The 15,995-nt window shown below is 63.5% G+C and carries 14 protein-coding genes and 1 pseudogene; 9 read left to right on the top strand and 6 right to left on the bottom strand.

Annotated features, from left to right (window positions below):
- Positions 1–12: 12 nt before the first annotated feature.
- Positions 13–2,443: pseudogene (locus NKH93_RS13495) on the top strand (bifunctional diguanylate cyclase/phosphodiesterase).
- A 2-nt stretch (positions 2,444–2,445) separates the two neighbouring features.
- On the opposite strand, the gene tlpA reads toward NKH93_RS13495, so the two are convergent.
- A complete protein-coding gene (tlpA, locus tag NKH93_RS13490; RefSeq protein WP_352970608.1) occupies positions 2,446–3,129 on the bottom strand; it encodes a thiol:disulfide interchange protein TlpA in 684 nt (227 codons plus the stop codon).
- 35 nt (positions 3,130–3,164) lie between these two features.
- On the opposite strand from tlpA, the gene argH reads away from it, so the two are divergent.
- From argH to lysA, 3 genes are all read left to right on the top strand, one after another.
- A complete protein-coding gene (gene argH / locus NKH93_RS13485) occupies positions 3,165–4,565 on the top strand; it encodes an argininosuccinate lyase (protein WP_352769965.1) in 1,401 nt (466 codons plus the stop codon).
- 71 nt (positions 4,566–4,636) lie between these two features.
- The gene (locus NKH93_RS13480; protein WP_023677931.1) at positions 4,637–4,843 is read left to right on the top strand and encodes a hypothetical protein; all 207 of its coding nucleotides are present in this window, start codon (positions 4,637–4,639) and stop codon (positions 4,841–4,843) included.
- 15 nt (positions 4,844–4,858) lie between these two features.
- A complete protein-coding gene (gene lysA, locus NKH93_RS13475) occupies positions 4,859–6,127 on the top strand; it encodes a diaminopimelate decarboxylase (RefSeq protein WP_352489425.1) in 1,269 nt (422 codons plus the stop codon).
- A 10-nt stretch (positions 6,128–6,137) separates the two neighbouring features.
- Here lysA and NKH93_RS13470 read toward each other — a convergent pair whose 3' ends face one another.
- Entirely contained in the window at positions 6,138–6,440 is a 303-nt protein-coding gene (locus tag NKH93_RS13470; RefSeq protein WP_352918389.1) for an ArsR/SmtB family transcription factor, read from the bottom strand.
- A 50-nt stretch (positions 6,441–6,490) separates the two neighbouring features.
- Here NKH93_RS13470 and NKH93_RS13465 point away from each other — a divergent pair, with 50 nt between their 5' ends.
- Entirely contained in the window at positions 6,491–7,432 is a 942-nt protein-coding gene (locus NKH93_RS13465; protein WP_352918390.1) for a threonine/serine dehydratase, read from the top strand.
- 212 nt (positions 7,433–7,644) lie between these two features.
- Positions 7,645–10,260 (top strand): TIGR02302 family protein, encoded by a 2,616-nt coding sequence (locus tag NKH93_RS13460; RefSeq protein WP_352918391.1) that lies wholly within the window; start codon positions 7,645–7,647, stop codon positions 10,258–10,260.
- Positions 10,261–10,331: 71 nt separating this feature from the next.
- On the opposite strand, the gene NKH93_RS13455 is transcribed toward NKH93_RS13460, so the two are convergent.
- Positions 10,332–11,189 carry a LysR substrate-binding domain-containing protein gene (locus NKH93_RS13455; protein ID WP_352471415.1) on the bottom strand — a complete coding sequence of 286 codons (858 nt, stop codon included), beginning with the start codon at positions 11,187–11,189 and terminating at the stop codon, positions 10,332–10,334.
- A gap of 223 nt (positions 11,190–11,412) precedes the next feature.
- Here NKH93_RS13455 and NKH93_RS13450 point away from each other — a divergent pair, with 223 nt between their 5' ends.
- Complete coding sequence (locus NKH93_RS13450; RefSeq protein WP_352918392.1) at positions 11,413–12,363, top strand: DMT family transporter; 951 nt, start codon at positions 11,413–11,415, stop codon at positions 12,361–12,363.
- 18 nt (positions 12,364–12,381) lie between these two features.
- Here NKH93_RS13450 and NKH93_RS13445 read toward each other — a convergent pair whose 3' ends face one another.
- The 3 genes from NKH93_RS13445 to NKH93_RS13435 form a co-directional block, all read right to left on the bottom strand.
- The gene (locus NKH93_RS13445) at positions 12,382–12,753 is read right to left on the bottom strand and encodes a response regulator (RefSeq protein ID WP_352691048.1); all 372 of its coding nucleotides are present in this window, start codon (positions 12,751–12,753) and stop codon (positions 12,382–12,384) included.
- A gap of 179 nt (positions 12,754–12,932) precedes the next feature.
- Positions 12,933–13,475: a hypoxanthine phosphoribosyltransferase gene (gene hpt, locus NKH93_RS13440; protein WP_254816654.1), complete on the bottom strand. Its 543-nt coding sequence runs from the start codon at positions 13,473–13,475 to the stop codon at positions 12,933–12,935.
- Between the two features lie 185 nt (positions 13,476–13,660).
- Positions 13,661–13,951, bottom strand: coding sequence for a hypothetical protein (locus tag NKH93_RS13435; protein WP_352540193.1), 291 nt, complete (start codon positions 13,949–13,951; stop codon positions 13,661–13,663).
- 236 nt (positions 13,952–14,187) lie between these two features.
- Between NKH93_RS13435 and ftsE the strand changes: the two genes are divergently transcribed.
- Both ftsE and NKH93_RS13425 read left to right on the top strand, forming a co-directional pair.
- Positions 14,188–14,847, top strand: coding sequence for a cell division ATP-binding protein FtsE (gene ftsE, locus NKH93_RS13430; protein ID WP_023677923.1), 660 nt, complete (start codon positions 14,188–14,190; stop codon positions 14,845–14,847).
- Complete coding sequence (locus NKH93_RS13425) at positions 14,840–15,823, top strand: cell division protein FtsX (protein WP_352918394.1); 984 nt, start codon at positions 14,840–14,842, stop codon at positions 15,821–15,823. Before ftsE ends, NKH93_RS13425 begins: the two co-directional genes overlap by 8 nt.
- Positions 15,824–15,995: the final 172 nt, after the last annotated feature.

The following is a 15,995-nucleotide window of genomic DNA, read 5'->3' as shown; positions in this document are numbered from 1 at the left end:
GAGTGAACCAGGATGCTGACGGTCTATAATTGTATTGTAAGTCAGCACGATCCGAGACTGGTTGCGCTTGCCGCACTCATCTGTGGAATTTCTTGCTTCTCAGCGGTTAATCTCCTTAAGCATGTCGGCCGATCGACCGAGCGAAACCGGCTTGTCTGGCTGATGATCGCCGCGGCCTCGACCGGGTTCGGCATATGGGCGACGCATTTCATCGCCATGACCGCGTTTACGCCGGGAATACCGAACGCATACAATCCGGGATTATCCGCCTTTTCGCTTGCCGCCGCCATTATCATGACCGCGCTTGGGATGTGGGTCGCCACCTTGCGCCGCGGCATCGACCATTTCCTCGTCGGTGGCGCCATTCTGGGCGGCGCCATCGCGACGATGCACTACATCGGCATGGCAGCTTTCGAGGTCGAAGGCCGGGTCGTATGGAACCTGCTCCTTGTCGCGATATCGCTTCTGGCCGGCGTGACCCTCGCGGCACTGGCGCTCCTTGTCGTCTTGCGCCGTCCGTCAGCGCTCGCGACTTTCGGCGGCGCCGCGCTTTTGACGCTGGCGATTTGCAGCTTGCATTTCATCGCGATGGCCGCGGTGTCGATCATTCCGGATTCCTCGATTGAAATATCCGAACATTCCATCGAGCCCATTTCCCAGCCCTTTGCCGCAGCGGTCGCCAGCCTGATAATCCTTGTGCTATCGGGTGCCGCGCTGTGGATCGACCTGCGCTTTCGCCGCCAGAAGCTCGAGGCCGATCGCATGCACGATCTCGCCAATGCGGCGGTGGAAGGTCTGATCGTTTGCGATGGCACCCGCATTGTCAGCGCCAATGACAGTATGGCGAAGCTGACCGGAACAGCGACAGCCACCCTGAACACGATGCAATTCGGCGAGCTTTTCGACGGACAGAGCGCAGCCGATATGTCCGGCTTCGGCGAACAGGCGCAGGAAGCGAAGCTAAGGGGCAGCGACGGGGCGAGAATTCCTGTCGAGCTGATCGCCAGGAAAATCACCTACTGCGGCAGGCCCCATACGGTGCTTGCCGTTCGCGACATCCGTGAGCGCAAGAAGGCAGAACAAGAGATCCTCCGCCTCGCGCATTTCGATCCGCTTACCGGGCTTGCCAATCGGCGGAGCTTTTCTTCCCGGCTGGAAGCAGAATTCGCCTCGATGGATCGTGGCGGCAAGGATGGACATCTGGCGCTCCTGCTGCTTGACCTTGACCGGTTCAAGCAAGTCAACGACCTCTATGGCCACGGGGCCGGCGATGCTATGCTGCAGAAGCTGGCGCACTGCATTTCCGGCATCCCGCGCCACGGACAGATGCTCGCGCGTCTCGGCGGCGATGAATTTGCCATCATAGCTCCGAACCTCCCCGACCCCCTGGCCGCAGGCCGGATAGCCGAGGACTTGCTGGCGGCGATCCGGGAGGAAAACAGGGTTTCGGTCGGCTCCGGCCTCGTCTCGGCCAGCATCGGCATCGCCTTCTTTCCGCTGGATGCCGAAGACCAGGCCGGCCTGATCAGCCATGCCGACACGGCACTCCATCGCGCCAAAACAAGGCAGGGACACTTATCGGTTTTTCGAGATAGCCATGGGCACCGCGGCCCGCGACAAGCGCGTGATGGAGCATGAATTGCGCCAGGCGATCGCCCGCAAGGAGTTCCACCTCGTCTATCAGCCGCAGAAGGAGATCCGCGGCGGCAGGATGATCGGCTTCGAAGCCCTGGTCCGTTGGCAGCACCCTGAGCGGGGTGACATTTCTCCGACCGTTTTCATCCCCGTGGCCGAGGACAGTGGCGCTATCGCGCAGATCGGCGACTGGGTGCTGACGACGGCTTGTAACGATGCTGTTCGCTGGACAAACCCGCTGATGGTCGCCGTCAACGTCTCCGCCGTGCAACTTCACAATCCGAACTTCAGCCGCAAGGTGCACGACGCATTGACGAGATCCGGCCTGGCCCCCGGCAGGCTCGAACTGGAGATCACCGAAACGGCCCTGGTGAAGGACATGCCGCGCGCGCTGGCAACCTTGAGGCAGGTCAAGGCGCTTGGCGTGCATGTGGCGATGGACGATTTTGGCACCGGCTATTCTTCGCTGTCCAACCTCAGCGCCTTTCCCTTCGACAAGATCAAGATCGACGGGTCGTTCATCAAATCGGTCGACAAGAACGCCCAGTTCGCGGCGATCGTTCGCGCCGTGCTGGGGCTTGGACGCGGTCTCGGCTTACCGGTTCTGGCAGAAGGCATCGAGACGCCGGGTGAATTGCAGTTCCTGGACGCCGAGGCTTGCGAGATCGGGCAAGGCTACTACCTCGGCAAACCGGCTCCGATCGAGACATTCGGGGAACTGACGGGCGTGGCCGCTCCGGCAATCCGCACCGCCAGCCGACGCGGCGCAAGCATTGCCGTGCTCAAGCCGCGCCTGCGCACGGTCTGAGCCTATCCCGGCTGAAGCGCCGCCTCGACCAGACGCTTGGCATCCGGCCCCGACCATTCGGCCGGGCCATTCATATGGGCGATCAGGCAGCCTTGCCCATCGATCAGCATGGTGACCGGCAGACCGAGCGCCAGGCCGCGCGTCTTGACGTCGTTGAACAGCGCCATCGTGGCATCGCGATAGTAGCCGAGCGACTTGACGCCGGTGTCCTCCAGGAACTTCTTCGGTTTGGCATCGTCGCCGGCATCGACGTTGACGGCAACAACCTGAAACGCATCGCTGCCCATCTCCTTCTGCAGCGCATCGAGCGCCGGCATTTCGGCGCGGCAAGGTGCGCACCATGTCGCCCACAGATTGAGCAGCACCGTCTTGCCGGCATGATCGGCGATCGTCGTCGGCTTGCCGTCGGGGCCGTTGAAGGCAAGGCTTTTCAGCGATTGCGGCGGATCCGCCGGCAAAAGCGCGGCAACCTGGCCGGTGGCAGCGGCGGCGATCTTCTTGGCACGGTCGGTCTTGGCGGCGCAGGCGACGTCGTCCTTGCCGCCGCCGGCGGCCACTTGCGCGGGCGCCTTGTTGCCAGAACTGCTTTCCCTGACATATACCGTGACCGCGCCGGCCAGCACGCCCGCAACCAAAGCGGCGAGGATGAGACGCAAAGCCGGGAAAAATCTATTGCCGTCTGCCATTTTTGAAAAACTGCTCCGGAGCACGGGTTATAGCGATGAACGACAAGAAGGCCAGCAACCAGATGTGGGGCGGACGTTTTGCCTCGGGTCCGGCCGCAATCATGGAAGCGATCAACGCATCGATCTCGTTCGACCGCAAACTCTATGCGCAGGATATTCGCGGCTCGATCGCCCATAGCCAGATGCTGGCGCAAACGGGCATTATTTCGGCGGCCGATCAAGAAAAAATCGCTCACGGGCTGAACACGATCCTCGCAGAGATCGAGGCCGGCACATTCGAGTTCTCGACCAGGCTGGAAGACATCCACATGAATGTCGAGGCCCGTCTGGCCGATTTGATCGGCCCCGCCGCCGGCCGCCTGCATACCGCCCGCTCGCGCAACGACCAGGTGGCGGTCGACCTCAGGCTGTGGGTCAAGGACGAATGCTTTCGTGTCGCCGAGGCGCTGAAGGGCCTGATCACGGCGTTCCTGGATCGGGCCGAGGAGCATGCGGCAACGGTGATGCCGGGCTTCACCCACATGCAGGCGGCGCAGCCGGTGACCTTCGGCCACCACTGCATGGCCTATGTCGAGATGTTTGCGCGCGACCTGTCGCGTGTCCGCGACGCCATCGAGCGGATGGATGAAAGCCCGCTCGGCGCCGCCGCCCTTGCCGGCACCAGCTTTTCCATCGACCGGCACCAGACGGCGAAGGCGCTTGGCTTCCGCGAGCCGATGCGCAATTCGCTCGACAGTGTTTCGGACCGCGATTTCGCGCTCGAGTTCCTGGGCTTTGCGGCGATCTGCGCGACGCATCTGTCGCGGCTGGCCGAAGAGATCATCATCTGGTCGACGCCGCAATTCGGCTTCATCAGGCTGTCGGATAGTTTCTCGACGGGTTCGTCGATCATGCCGCAGAAGAAGAACCCGGACGCTGCCGAACTGGTGCGCGGCAAGACCGGCCGCGTCACCGGCCATCTCGTCGGCCTGCTGACGGTAATGAAGGGCATGCCGCTGACCTATGGCAAGGACATGCAGGAAGATAAGGAATCCGTCTTCGACGCGGCCGAGACACTCGACCTGATGCTGGCGGCAATGACCGGCATGGTGCGCGATATGACGGTGAACACTGCTGCGATGAAAAAGGCGGCCGGCGCCGGCTATTCGACTGCGACCGACCTCGCCGACTGGCTGGTGCGCACGCTCGGCCTGCCGTTCCGCGAGGCGCACCACATCACTGGCAGGGCGGTGGGGCTGGCCGAGGACAGGAAGATCGGGCTCGACAGGCTTTCGCTGGAGGATCTGCAGTCCATTCACCCCGGTATCAGCGCCGACGTGTTTTCGGTTCTTGCCGTGCAGAATTCTGTAAAGAGCCGCACGAGCTTCGGCGGCACCGCGCCGTCCGAGGTGCGCAAGCAGATCCGCTACTGGAAAAAGCGGCTCGCCAAGGCGTAAGACGCGGGGTGCAATGGCCGCAAAACTCGGCTAGAAGCGGCTGCGGGCAACAGTTTCGGACGGATGGCACGATGACCGGAAGCAGGATTTTGGTGACGCTGACGCTGCTGGCGGCAATGGCCACCGTTGCGGCCTGCGGCAGGAAGGCTGCGCTCGACACGCCGTACGCGGCAGCCGTGCAGGCCCGCAAGGACGCCGAGAAGGCCAAGCAACCCTTGCCGCCGGAGCCGGAAAAACCTGTCGAGGACAAGAAATTCATCCTCGACCCGCTGCTCTGATTTCGGACCAATCTCGTGAACCATTTCGACTACCGCGACGGCGCGCTGCATGCCGAGGACGTGGCGATATCAGACATCGCCGCCAGCGTCGGCACGCCGTTCTACTGTTATTCGACGGCGACGCTGACCAGGCATTTTCGCGTCTTCACCGAGGCCTTTGCCGGGCTCGATGCTCTCGTCTGCTATGCCATGAAGGCGAATTCCAACCAGGCCGTGCTGAGGGTGCTGGCAAGGCTCGGCGCCGGCGCCGACGTGGTCTCGGAGGGCGAATTGCGCCGCGCTTTGGCGGCCGGCATCCCGGCAAGCAAGATCCTGTTTTCGGGCGTCGGCAAGACCGCGCGCGAAATGGATTCTGCGCTCTCGGCCGGCATTCTCTGTTTCAACGTCGAATCCGAACCGGAGCTGGAGCTGCTGTCGGCCCGCGCCACCGCGCTGGGCAAGATCGCGCCGATCTCGCTGCGCATCAACCCGGATGTCGACGCCAGGACGCACAAGAAGATTTCGACTGGGAAGGCCGAGAACAAGTTCGGCATTCCGTGGCAGCATGCGCGGAAGGTCTATGCGCGCGCGGCTGAGCTGACGGGCATCAAGGTCACCGGCATAGACACCCATATCGGCAGCCAGATCACCGAATTGCAGCCCTTCGACGACGCCTTTGCGCTGCTGGTGGAGCTGGTCGGCGCCTTGCGCTCCGACGGTCATGCCATCGAGCACATCGATGTCGGCGGCGGCCTTGGCATTCCCTACCGCGTCGACAACAACCCGCCGCCTTTGCCCGATGCCTATGCCCGGATCGTCAGGAAACATGTTGCCAAACTTGGGCTGAAGGTAATGTTCGAGCCAGGCCGGCTGATCGTCGGGAATGCCGGCATCCTGGTGTCGGAAGTAATCTTCGTGAAGGAGGGCGACGCCAAGAACTTCCTCGTCGTCGACGCCGCGATGAACGACCTGATCCGGCCGACGCTTTACGACGCTTTTCACGACATCAAGCCGGTGGCGCAGCAGCCGGCCGCTGCACCACGCATGAAGGTCGACGTCGTCGGCCCGGTTTGCGAGACCGGCGACTATCTCGGGCTCGACCGTGACCTGCCCCGGCTGAAATCCGGCGACCTGATCGCTGTCTCCACCGCCGGCGCCTATGGCGCCGTTCAGGCCGGCACCTACAATACCAGGCTGCTGGTACCGGAAGTGCTGGTCGACGGCGACCGCTTCCACGTTGTGCGTCCGCGCCAGACCTATGACGAGCTGATCGGACTGGACTCGGTGCCGGACTGGTTGGAGTAGAACTCTGCAGCTACAGCCGGTGCTGAATGAGCGCCCTGATTTCGGCGATTCTGTCCTCATTCCGGCGATAGAATATCCACTGCTTGATGCGCTTGCTGCGCAAAAGCCCTGCCTGGGTGAGCACGCGCATATGCTCGCTGAGCGTAGCCTGGGTGATCCCCAGCCTCTCCGCGATCAGCAGCGCGCAGACGCCGTCCTCGACCAGATCGCCGTCCGTCTGCGGCGGAAAATGCGCGCGCGGGTCCTTGAGCCAATCGAGGATCTGGAGCCTGCGCTCGTTGGCAATCGCTTTGAAAACGTCGACGTCTTGCATTTAGGCACTTTGCCAAGTTACTACCTAATGTCAACTCTGGGAGCGAAAGCATGCTGTACGGCCACACGATCACACGCGAGCGCATTGCGGCGATAGAACCCCGCATCCGGCCCTTCGTGCGCCACACGCCGGTGCTGCGCGTCGACATGGCAGATTTCGGCCGCCCGCCTCTGCCTGTCGACCTGAAGCTTGAGTGCTTGCAGCATTCCGGCTCGTTCAAGGCGCGTGGTGCGTTCACCAATCTCCTCGAACGGCCGGTTCCTGCGGCCGGCGTCGTCGCCGCGTCGGGCGGCAATCACGGCGCCGCCGTCGCCTATGCCGCCATGCGGCTCGGCCACAAGGCGACCATCTTTGTTCCCGAAGTGAGCCCGCAGGCCAAGCTGGACCGCATCCGCGGCTACGGCGCCGAGCTGATCGTCGGCGGCGCCCGTTATGCCGAGGCGCTGGCCGCCAGCGAGAGCTTCGCCGAAAAATCCGGCGCGCTGCAGATCCACGCCTTCAACCAGGAGGAGACGCTGGTCGGGCAAGGCACGCTCGGCCTCGAGATCGAGGCCGACCTGCCGAAGCTCGACACCCTGCTGGTCGCCGTCGGCGGCGGCGGGCTGATCGGCGGCATCGCTGCCTGGTTTTCCGGCCGCATCAGGATAATCGCGGTCGAGCCGGAGGGTGCGCCGACGCTTCATCGCGCCTTCGAGGCGGGCCGACCCGTCGACGCGCCGGCTGAGGGCATCGCCGCCGATTCGCTCGCGCCAAAGCGTGTCGGCGAAATGATGTATCCTATCGCCGAGGCATTCGTCGAGCGCTCGATCCTGGTCGGCGACGACGACATTATCGCCGCCCAGGCGGCGCTGTGGGACCGCGTGCGAATCATCTCCGAGCCGGGCGGTGCGGCCGCCTTCGCGGCGCTCCTGTCCGGCCGCTACGCACCGGCTGCAGGCGAGCGCGTTGCCGTACTGGTCTGCGGCGCAAACGCCAATCCGGCGAAATTCTGACAATATCCGGGGCATTATTGTTCACGTTTTGGGGAACCGCCTCGCCTTCGCCGTGTTTGTTGGTATCCTTAGGGCGATGTGCATCCGCTTGGACGCACGAAGTACGCGCTAAGATTTTAGGTCTTCGCATCGTGCTTCCCGAAAATCGACTTTTCGGGCCCATGCGATAGACTCGTGAGGCCTGGGCTATCCCGCCCGGCCAGGAAGGGCCGATGACACAACGACCCATTTTCACCAGCGATCGCAGTCTGGCCAGGCGCCTTGCCTTGAGCCGGCTGGGGACGCAGGTCTCGATAATCGTCGAACGCGGCTGGCCATTGCTGCTGCCACTGATCATCGTCGCCAGCCTGTTCCTCAGCATTTCGTGGCTCGGCCTGTTCCCATTTTTGCCCGATCTGGCGCGGATCGGTCTTATCACGGCATTCGGCGTCGCAGCGCTTGCCGCACTCTATCCACTGCGTTTCTTCCGCACGCCATCCAGGGCCGAGGTCGACCGCCGCATCGAGGCGGCCAACCGTTTGCTGCACAGCCCGGTGCAGGTCCAGACCGATCGCCCGAGCGGCAAGGAAAGCATTTTTTCGCAAGCCCTGTGGCGCGAGCATCAGCGGCGCATGGCGGACCGGCTGGGCGAGCTTGGCGGCGACGTGCCGCGCACACGCGTGCCGGAACGCGACCCGTGGGCGCTGCGCGCCGTTGCCGCGCTTTTGTTGGTCACTGCCTTTGCCTTCTCCTTCGGGCCATCGGGCGGCAGGCTGAGCGACGGTTTTGTTGCCCGTGCCGCCCGCGACGTCGTGCCGCCGCGCATTGATGCCTGGGTGACGCCGCCGGCCTATACCGGCAGGCCGCCGGTATTCCTGAACGCCCCCGTCTTGGCCAACAACGCCACTAAAGCGTCGCCGACCTTCACGGTTCCGGAGGGCAGCGATGTGTCGCTGCGCGTCACCGGCGGTTCGGGCGAGGAAACGCTGAGCTACGCCGATACCGGCGGCAACACCCGCGCCATCGATCCGACCGGGCCGCAAGCCGCCAAGACTGAGGCAAGTCCGGCAACGCCTTCCACCGTGCGCCAGTTCAGCGGCAAGTTGACCGCCGACGGCACGCTGACGCTGCAGTCCAGCGACGGCGAGCTCGGCCGCTGGGCCTTCGCCATAATTCCCGACAAGCCGCCGCAGATCCGCTTTGTCGGCGAGCCGAAGCGCGCCGTCAACGGCGCCTTCGAACTCAACTACCAGATCGACGACGACTATGGCGCGGCCTCCGCCAAGGCGGTTTTCGCATTGGCCGATCCGCAAGTGCCCAACGCGCATCCGCTCTATGGCCCGCCGGAAATGCCGCTGACGTTGCCGCGCCGCGGCGGCAAGGCCAATGCCGCTAAGACGACGAAGGATCTGACCGACCATGTCTGGGCCGGTGGCAACGTCAAGCTGTCGCTTGTCGTCACCGACGGTGCCGGACACACGGCGACCAGCGAAACCAAGATGCTGGTGATGCCGGAGCGGCCATTCTCCAACCCGTTGGCGCGGGCTGTGGTCGAGCAGCGCCGCATGCTGGCGCTCGACGCCTATGCCAAGGACCGCGTGCTCGACCTGATGGATGCGATCACGCTCAGGCCCGAAGACACGTTCGACAACATGACGCACTATCTCGCCATCATGAGCGCCCGCACCCGGCTGAAGATGGCCGACAGCGACGACCAGTTGCGCGACGAGGTCGCTTACCTCTGGGAGATCGCGCTCGGCATCGAGGAAGGCAATCTGTCGGCGGCCGAGAAGCGGCTGCGCCAGGCGCAGCAGGCGCTGCAGGACGCGATCAAGAACGGCGCCAGCGACCAAGAGATCGAGAAGGCGATCAAGGAACTGCGCGAGGCGATGAACCAGTTCCTGCAGGAATTCGCGGCGCGGGCGCAGCAGAATCCGAATGCGCCACAGATGCAGCAGAACGGCCAGGAACTGCGCCAGAGCGACATCGACCGCATGATGGACCAGATCGAGAACCTGGCGAAATCCGGCAATCGCGACCAGGCGCAGCAATTGCTGTCGGAGCTGCAGGATATGATGAACAATCTGCAGGCAGGCCGCCAGCAGCAAGGCGGCCAGCAGGACAGCGAGATGCGCCAGCAGATGGACAAGCTGGGCGAAATCATGCGGCGCCAGCAGGAGATGATGAACGACACTTTCCGCATGGACCAGATGCAGCGCGGCCAGCAACAGCGCGGGCAGAACCGCGACGAGCAGCTCGGCGAGAACAGTGAGCCAGGCCCGATGGGCGAAGAGGGCAAGCCCGGCCCAGGTGACGACCGCGATCCGCTCGGCCGGCCGAACCCGATGACGCCGCAGGAATTTGCTGACGCGCTGAAGCAATTGCAGGAGGGCCAGGGCAAGCTGCAGAGCGAGCTCGATCAATTGAGGAAGAGCCTCGAAGGCATGGGCCTCGACCCCAATGAGGGGTTTGGCGAGGCCGGCAAATCCATGGGCAATGCCGAACAGGCGCTCGGCGAGGGCGAAGGCGACCAGGCCGTCGGTCACCAGGGCCGCGCATTGGAAGCCTTGCGCAGGGGCGCCAAGGACATGATGAAGCAACTGCAGGCGATGCAAGGCGACCAGGGCGGCAACGGCCAGGGCGGACGCCAGCAGAATGCCGACCGTGACCCGCTCGGGCGGCCTCGCACCAGCGAGGGTCCCGACGACGGAAGTTCGGTGAGAGTGCCCGACGAGATCGACGTGCAGCGTGCCCGCCAGATCCTCGAAGCGATCCGCAAGCGGCTCGGCAACGCACTCAGCCCCGATATCGAGCGCAGCTATCTGGAGCGGTTGCTGGAGCTGAAGTAAGGCTGCCTGTATTCGGAAGATCGCCGCGCGCAGTCCGTGGTGGCCGCCAGCGCCGAGCTGAGTGGCATGCTTTAACGGTTGGTGAAAGCCTCGCGGATCGCCTCTTCCATGCCGTCGATTGCCTCGCCGGAAGCGTTCGCATTGCGCCGCAGCACCACGTTCGAGGAATCGATGTCGCCGAACCCGTCGGCGGCCGTAAGCTCGCGGCAGCCGGCCGGGATGTTGCTGCGCGAGATCGGCGCAATCGCCAATCCGGAGGTGACGGCGAGCCGCAGGCCGCCATTGGTATCGCTGGTGTAGGCGACACGATAAGCGAGACCGCGCTGTTCCAGCGACTTTATCGCGAAATCCTTGCACCAACCGGCACGGTTGTAGAGCGCGATCGGCACCGGCCGCTCCTCATGCATGTGATGCAGCTCCGACGTCACCCATACGGTTGGGTCATGCATCAGCACCTCACCGCCTGACAGATCCTGCCATTCGAACACCACCGCCAGATCGAGCTCGCCGGCGGCGAGCGCCGCGATCTGCGCACCGGAATGCGCGTAGCGGACGGTGATGTCGACCTGAGGATGGCGCTTGGCAAAGACGCCGAGTGCCCGCGACAGGATCGCGTGGCCATATTCCTCCGGGATACCGATGCGCACCGGCCCGCCAAGCGGCGCCGCGACCATCGATGCCGCCGTCTCGTCGAGCAGTGAAACGATACGCCTGGCGTTGGCGATGAGTTCGCCGCCGCGCTGCGTCAACGCTACACCGCGCGACCCGCGCTCGAACAGGCTGTCGCCGATCATGCCTTCGAGCCTCTTCATCTGCATCGAGACTGCCGACTGGGTGCGGCCGGCCCGCTCCGCCGCTTTGGTGAAATTGCCGGTGTCGGCGACCGCCACGAAGGTGCGCAACAGGTCGCTGTCGAGATTGGGTCGCATGTGCCCGCCATAAGAAAATCTGATTTCTGGCATCATTCCAATTCGTTTGCAACATGTCAAACGGCGGACGATAGTCGCCTTACCCATTGGATATGCGGCCGCGAAATCGGCTGCGGACCAATCAAAAGTCCTCACTCGTACCCGCTGCCCGAAACGGTGGCGGGTTCTTTTTACCCGGATGCAGGCCTGCCTTCGGCCACGCACGCGGGAGACAGGAGCGCCTATGCAGAATCGGCTTGTGCTCGGCATCTTCAGCCTCTGTCTCGGCGTGCTGGTCTTTTCGCTGCAGGACCCGCTGGTCAAGGCGGTGTCGAGCCACTATCCGGTCACCGAGGTGATGGCGATCCGCTCGATCGTCGCCCTGCCGATCCTGGTTTTGCTCGTCCACGCCGATGTCGGATTGCAGGCGATCCTGTCGAAGCGGTTCGGCATGCTGACGATGCGCGCCTTCATCCAGTTCACCTCCTACACGGCCTACTATCTGGCAATCGCCGCCCTGCCGCTGGCTGACGCGGTGGCGCTCTATTTCATGGCGCCGCTGTTCATCATGGCGCTGGCCGGCCCCTATCTCGGCGAACGCGTGTCCTGGCAGGCGCTCGCCACCGTCCTGGTCGGCATGCTCGGCGTGCTGGTGATGGTGCGCCCGGGCGCCGGCTTGTTCGACTGGGCAGCGCTGCTGTCGCTAGGTTCGGCTCTGCTCTACGGTTTCTCGCAGCTGATGGCACGCAAGATCGGCGACACCGAATCCTCGACTGTCATGGCGTTCTATCAGAACGGCGCCTATCTGGTCGGCGCCGCCTTGGTGGCGGCATTGTTTTGGCTGGCAGGCATTGACCACGCCGTGCATCCGAGTCTCGAATTCCTCGTCCGGCCATGGGTCTGGCCGGCGACGCCGGATCTCCTCAAGATGGGGGCATGCGGCTTCGTTGCCTCGGCCGGCATGATCCTGTTGTCGCAGGCCTACCGGCTGGCGCCCGCCAACAGCGTCGCCACCTTCGAATACACCGGTATCATCTGGTCGCCGCTATGGGGTTTTCTGTTCTTTGCCGAAGTGCCGCGACCAGCGACGGCGGCAGGCGCAGCCCTCATCATCGGCGCCGGCCTGTTTGCGCTCAATGCCAGCCGGCGCCTGAGCGGCGCGCCAGCCATTGCGGCGACCTGCGACCCCGCCTGAAGGCGGTCGGCCTTGGGCTTAGGCGAAGCAGGCGAGCGCCTGTTCGACGCGGGCGCGGATTTCAGCCAGCGTGAACGGCTTTTGCACGACGTCGAGAATAATGCCGTCCAATTCCTCGGCGCGCTCGCGCTGGTCGGCATAGCCCGTCATCAGCATGATCTTCATCGCCGGGAACAGCGCTGCTGCCGCCTTGGCCATCTCGATGCCGTCCATCTCCGGCATGCGGATGTCGGACAGCACAAGGTCATAGCTCCCTTGCGCCGCCCGGATCAGAGAAAGGCCATGTGCGCCGTCGGCGGCGACAGTGACATTATGCCCGGCACGTTCGAGCGCACGAGCGGCGAGAGTGCGGACGGATTCATCGTCCTCGACGATCAGGAGCTTTGCCATGGGCAAGATATTTGGCGGGGAAAAGTTGATGTTTCCTGAAGGCGCTGAAGGTCGATGAGGCCTTTTCAGAATTCGCTCCGCCGAGTCAGATGGCGTGGTTTTCGAGAACCGGAGCGGAGCGGACGTTCGAGTCCGAGAGCACCGGCAGGTGGCCGCCGGAGTAGAATTATCAAAAGACTTCAAGCGTCGCCCTTGACGATGCCGACGAAGGGCAATTCGCGAAACGCGTGGGCGACGTCCATGCCATAACCGACGACGAAATAATCGGGGCAGTCGAAGCCGACATAGTCGGCGTTGAGCGTGGTCTGGCGGCGCATGCGCTTGTCGAGCAGCACGGCGATGGCACAGCTCCTCGCGCCGCGCGACAGCATGAGGTCGCGGGTGAAACTCAGCGTCTTGCCGGATTCCAGAATGTCGTCGATCAAAAGCACATCGCGGCCGGCGACCTCGTTGTCGATGTCGCGCAGCACCCTCACCTCACCGCTGGTCGTGCCGGCGCCATAGCTGGAGATGAAGATGAACTCGACCTCCGGCGACAGGCCGACATCGTGCATGGCACGGATAAGATCGGCGGCGAAGATGAACGATCCCTTCAGCACCGAGATTACCAGAAGGTCGTGGTAGTCGTGCCCGGCGATCTCCTTGGCAAGTTCCAGGTTCCGCCGCGCGATGGCGGACGCCGAAAACAGGACTTCGATGTCCTTGCCGCGCACAACTGGCATTGGCTGCCCTTCCAGAAATGATCGCCTTTGTAGGCGAAGCCGACCGAAACGGTCTTCAACCCGTTTCTAGGCATGTCGTGCCGTCTGGCAAGGCCAAATCTTTCGCAGGGCGCCCGCGAACGGTCGGATGTCCCAGCGCGTCGCGAATCGTTTATCTGGTGACCTGTTGATTTTCTGGCGCCGTTCTAACGAACCAGCGCATGGCCGCCCGAAATCCAGAAGGCGGCAAAGACGGCACCGACGCCGACAATCCAGAAGATCGGCCCACCATGCACCCACAACGGCCGTTCGACGGCGGTTTCGGGCTTGCGCAACATGTCCATGCCTTCGATCGAAGGCATGGAAATCATGCGCGCAGGCGGCGGCGCAAAGTCTTGACGTGCAAAATGGCGGGGCAGCACCTCATAGTCGGCATCGATGACCTCGGCGGTCACGTCGCGCATGATGCGTTCCGGCTCGGCGGCCGGATCGGTCATGATTTCGCCGGAAACCGGGCGCGCGGTTCGATCCTTAGCCATCATGGCCCAACACTACCGCACCTGTTCGCTGTTCGTTTCTTTCGGGTAAACGGAAATGGTTAACGCTTCCCCACCGGAACCCCTGTGACTCGCTCGAAAAGCCCCCAAATTAACCGTCGGTTAACCATGCCGGCCGATGGTCTTTCCACAGAAAGGGCTGGCATCTTGCCGCCGAGAATTTCAGGTCGTCGAAAGTGATCCGCTTCGAAAATGTCGGCCTCCGCTATGGCATGGGTCCGGAGATTCTCCGCGACATCTCCTTGCACATTCCGGAGCGCTCCTTTCAGTTCCTGAGCGGACCTTCAGGCGCCGGCAAGACGACGTTGCTGCGGCTTTTGTTCATGTCGCTGAAGCCGACGCGCGGCCTGATCACCATTTTCGGCAAGGACCGCTCGCGCATCTCGCGCACCGAATTGCCGCATCTGAGACGTCGCATCGGCGTGGTGTTCCAGGATTTTCGCCTGCTCGACCATATGACCACCTACGAGAACGTGGCATTGCCGCTGCGCGTGCGCGGCCGCGAGGAGGCGACCTATCGCACTGACGTCACCGAGCTGCTGAAATGGGTCGGCCTCGGCGAGCGCATGCATGTGCTGCCACCGGTGCTGTCTGGCGGCGAGAAGCAGCGCGCCGCCATTGCCCGGGCGTTGATCGAGCAGCCCGAGATCCTGCTCGCCGACGAGCCGACCGGCAATGTCGACCCGCCGCTGGCGCGACGCTTGCTGCGGTTGTTCATCGAGCTCAACCGGCTGGGCACCGCCGTGGTGATCGCCACACACGACCTCGGCCTGATGGAACAGGTGGACGCACGGCGAATGATCCTGGCCGGCGGAAGGCTGGACATCTATGACTGAGCTCTCCGTCGAACATTTCGAGGGTCAGGACTCCGCGGCGGCAAAGCCCCGCGTCCAGCGCAAAATGGCGCCGATCGTGCCGGCGCAGAACATCGCCGGCCGGGCGCTGGTGCTGGTCATTGCCATCATGACGTTTCTGTCCTGTCTGACGTTTGGCGCAGTCACGCTGGTGCGTGACACCGCCTCCGTCTGGGAGAACCAGATCTCGCGCGAAGCGACCATCCAGATCAAGCCGGTCGACGGCCTCGACATGGAGGCCGCACTTGCGCTGGCCTCGCAGATCGCCGGCGAATTCCCTGGCGTGAAAAGCGCCAGGATCATCGATCGCGAAGCAACGGCCCGACTGCTCGAGCCTTGGCTAGGCTCGGGCCTGAACATCGATGAGCTGCCGGTGCCGCGCTTGATCATCATCACCATCGACGAGAATAGTCCGCCCGATTTCGCCGCACTGCGCGCGGCAATCACGCCGAAGCTGCCGAGTGCCTCGCTCGACGATCATCGCACCTGGGTCGACCGGCTAGTTGCCATGGCCCGCACCACGGTAACGATCGGTATCGCAGTGTTGGCGCTGATGCTGTCGGCGACGGTGCTGACCGTTGTATTCGCGACGCGCGGCGCCATGGCCGGCAATGGCCACATCATCGAGGTGCTGCATTTCGTCGGCGCCGAGGCGCGCTTCATCGCGCGCGAATTCCGCCGGCATTTTCTGGTCACCGGCATGAAGGGCGCCGCGGCAGGCGGCGCCGCGGCGATCCTGGTCTTCATCGTCTTCTCCTGGTGGTCGTCACACAACATGGCAACGCCGCAGGCCGACCAGGCGACCGCCCTGTTCGGCAATTTCGCCATCGGCTCGGCGGGTTATCTCGGGGTCGCTGTCATGGTGCTGGTGATCGGCGCGCTGACGGCGGCAACCTCCCATGTCACCGTGGTTACCTATCTCAGCGACATCGACATTCGCCAGCCGGACGCCGGCTAAAGGAAAGATCGATCACGGATGAAAACGCATCGTCACGAAAATTGCATTTTTTTCCTACCAAAGGCCGTATTTCGGGATTAACCATTTCATGATGGACGTTCGGGACTCGACCGATACCGCTGGATGCATGCCAGTGCTGGTTGCGCGCCCGCCTGTATTCGCCGAGCCCGAT

It is taken from the genome of Mesorhizobium sp. M0954 (assembly GCF_040319155.1).
Taxonomy (GTDB): Bacteria; Pseudomonadota; Alphaproteobacteria; order Rhizobiales; family Rhizobiaceae; genus Mesorhizobium.
The sequence above is the reverse complement of the archived record's forward strand: the minus strand, read 5'-3'. Positions and strand labels throughout refer to the sequence as shown.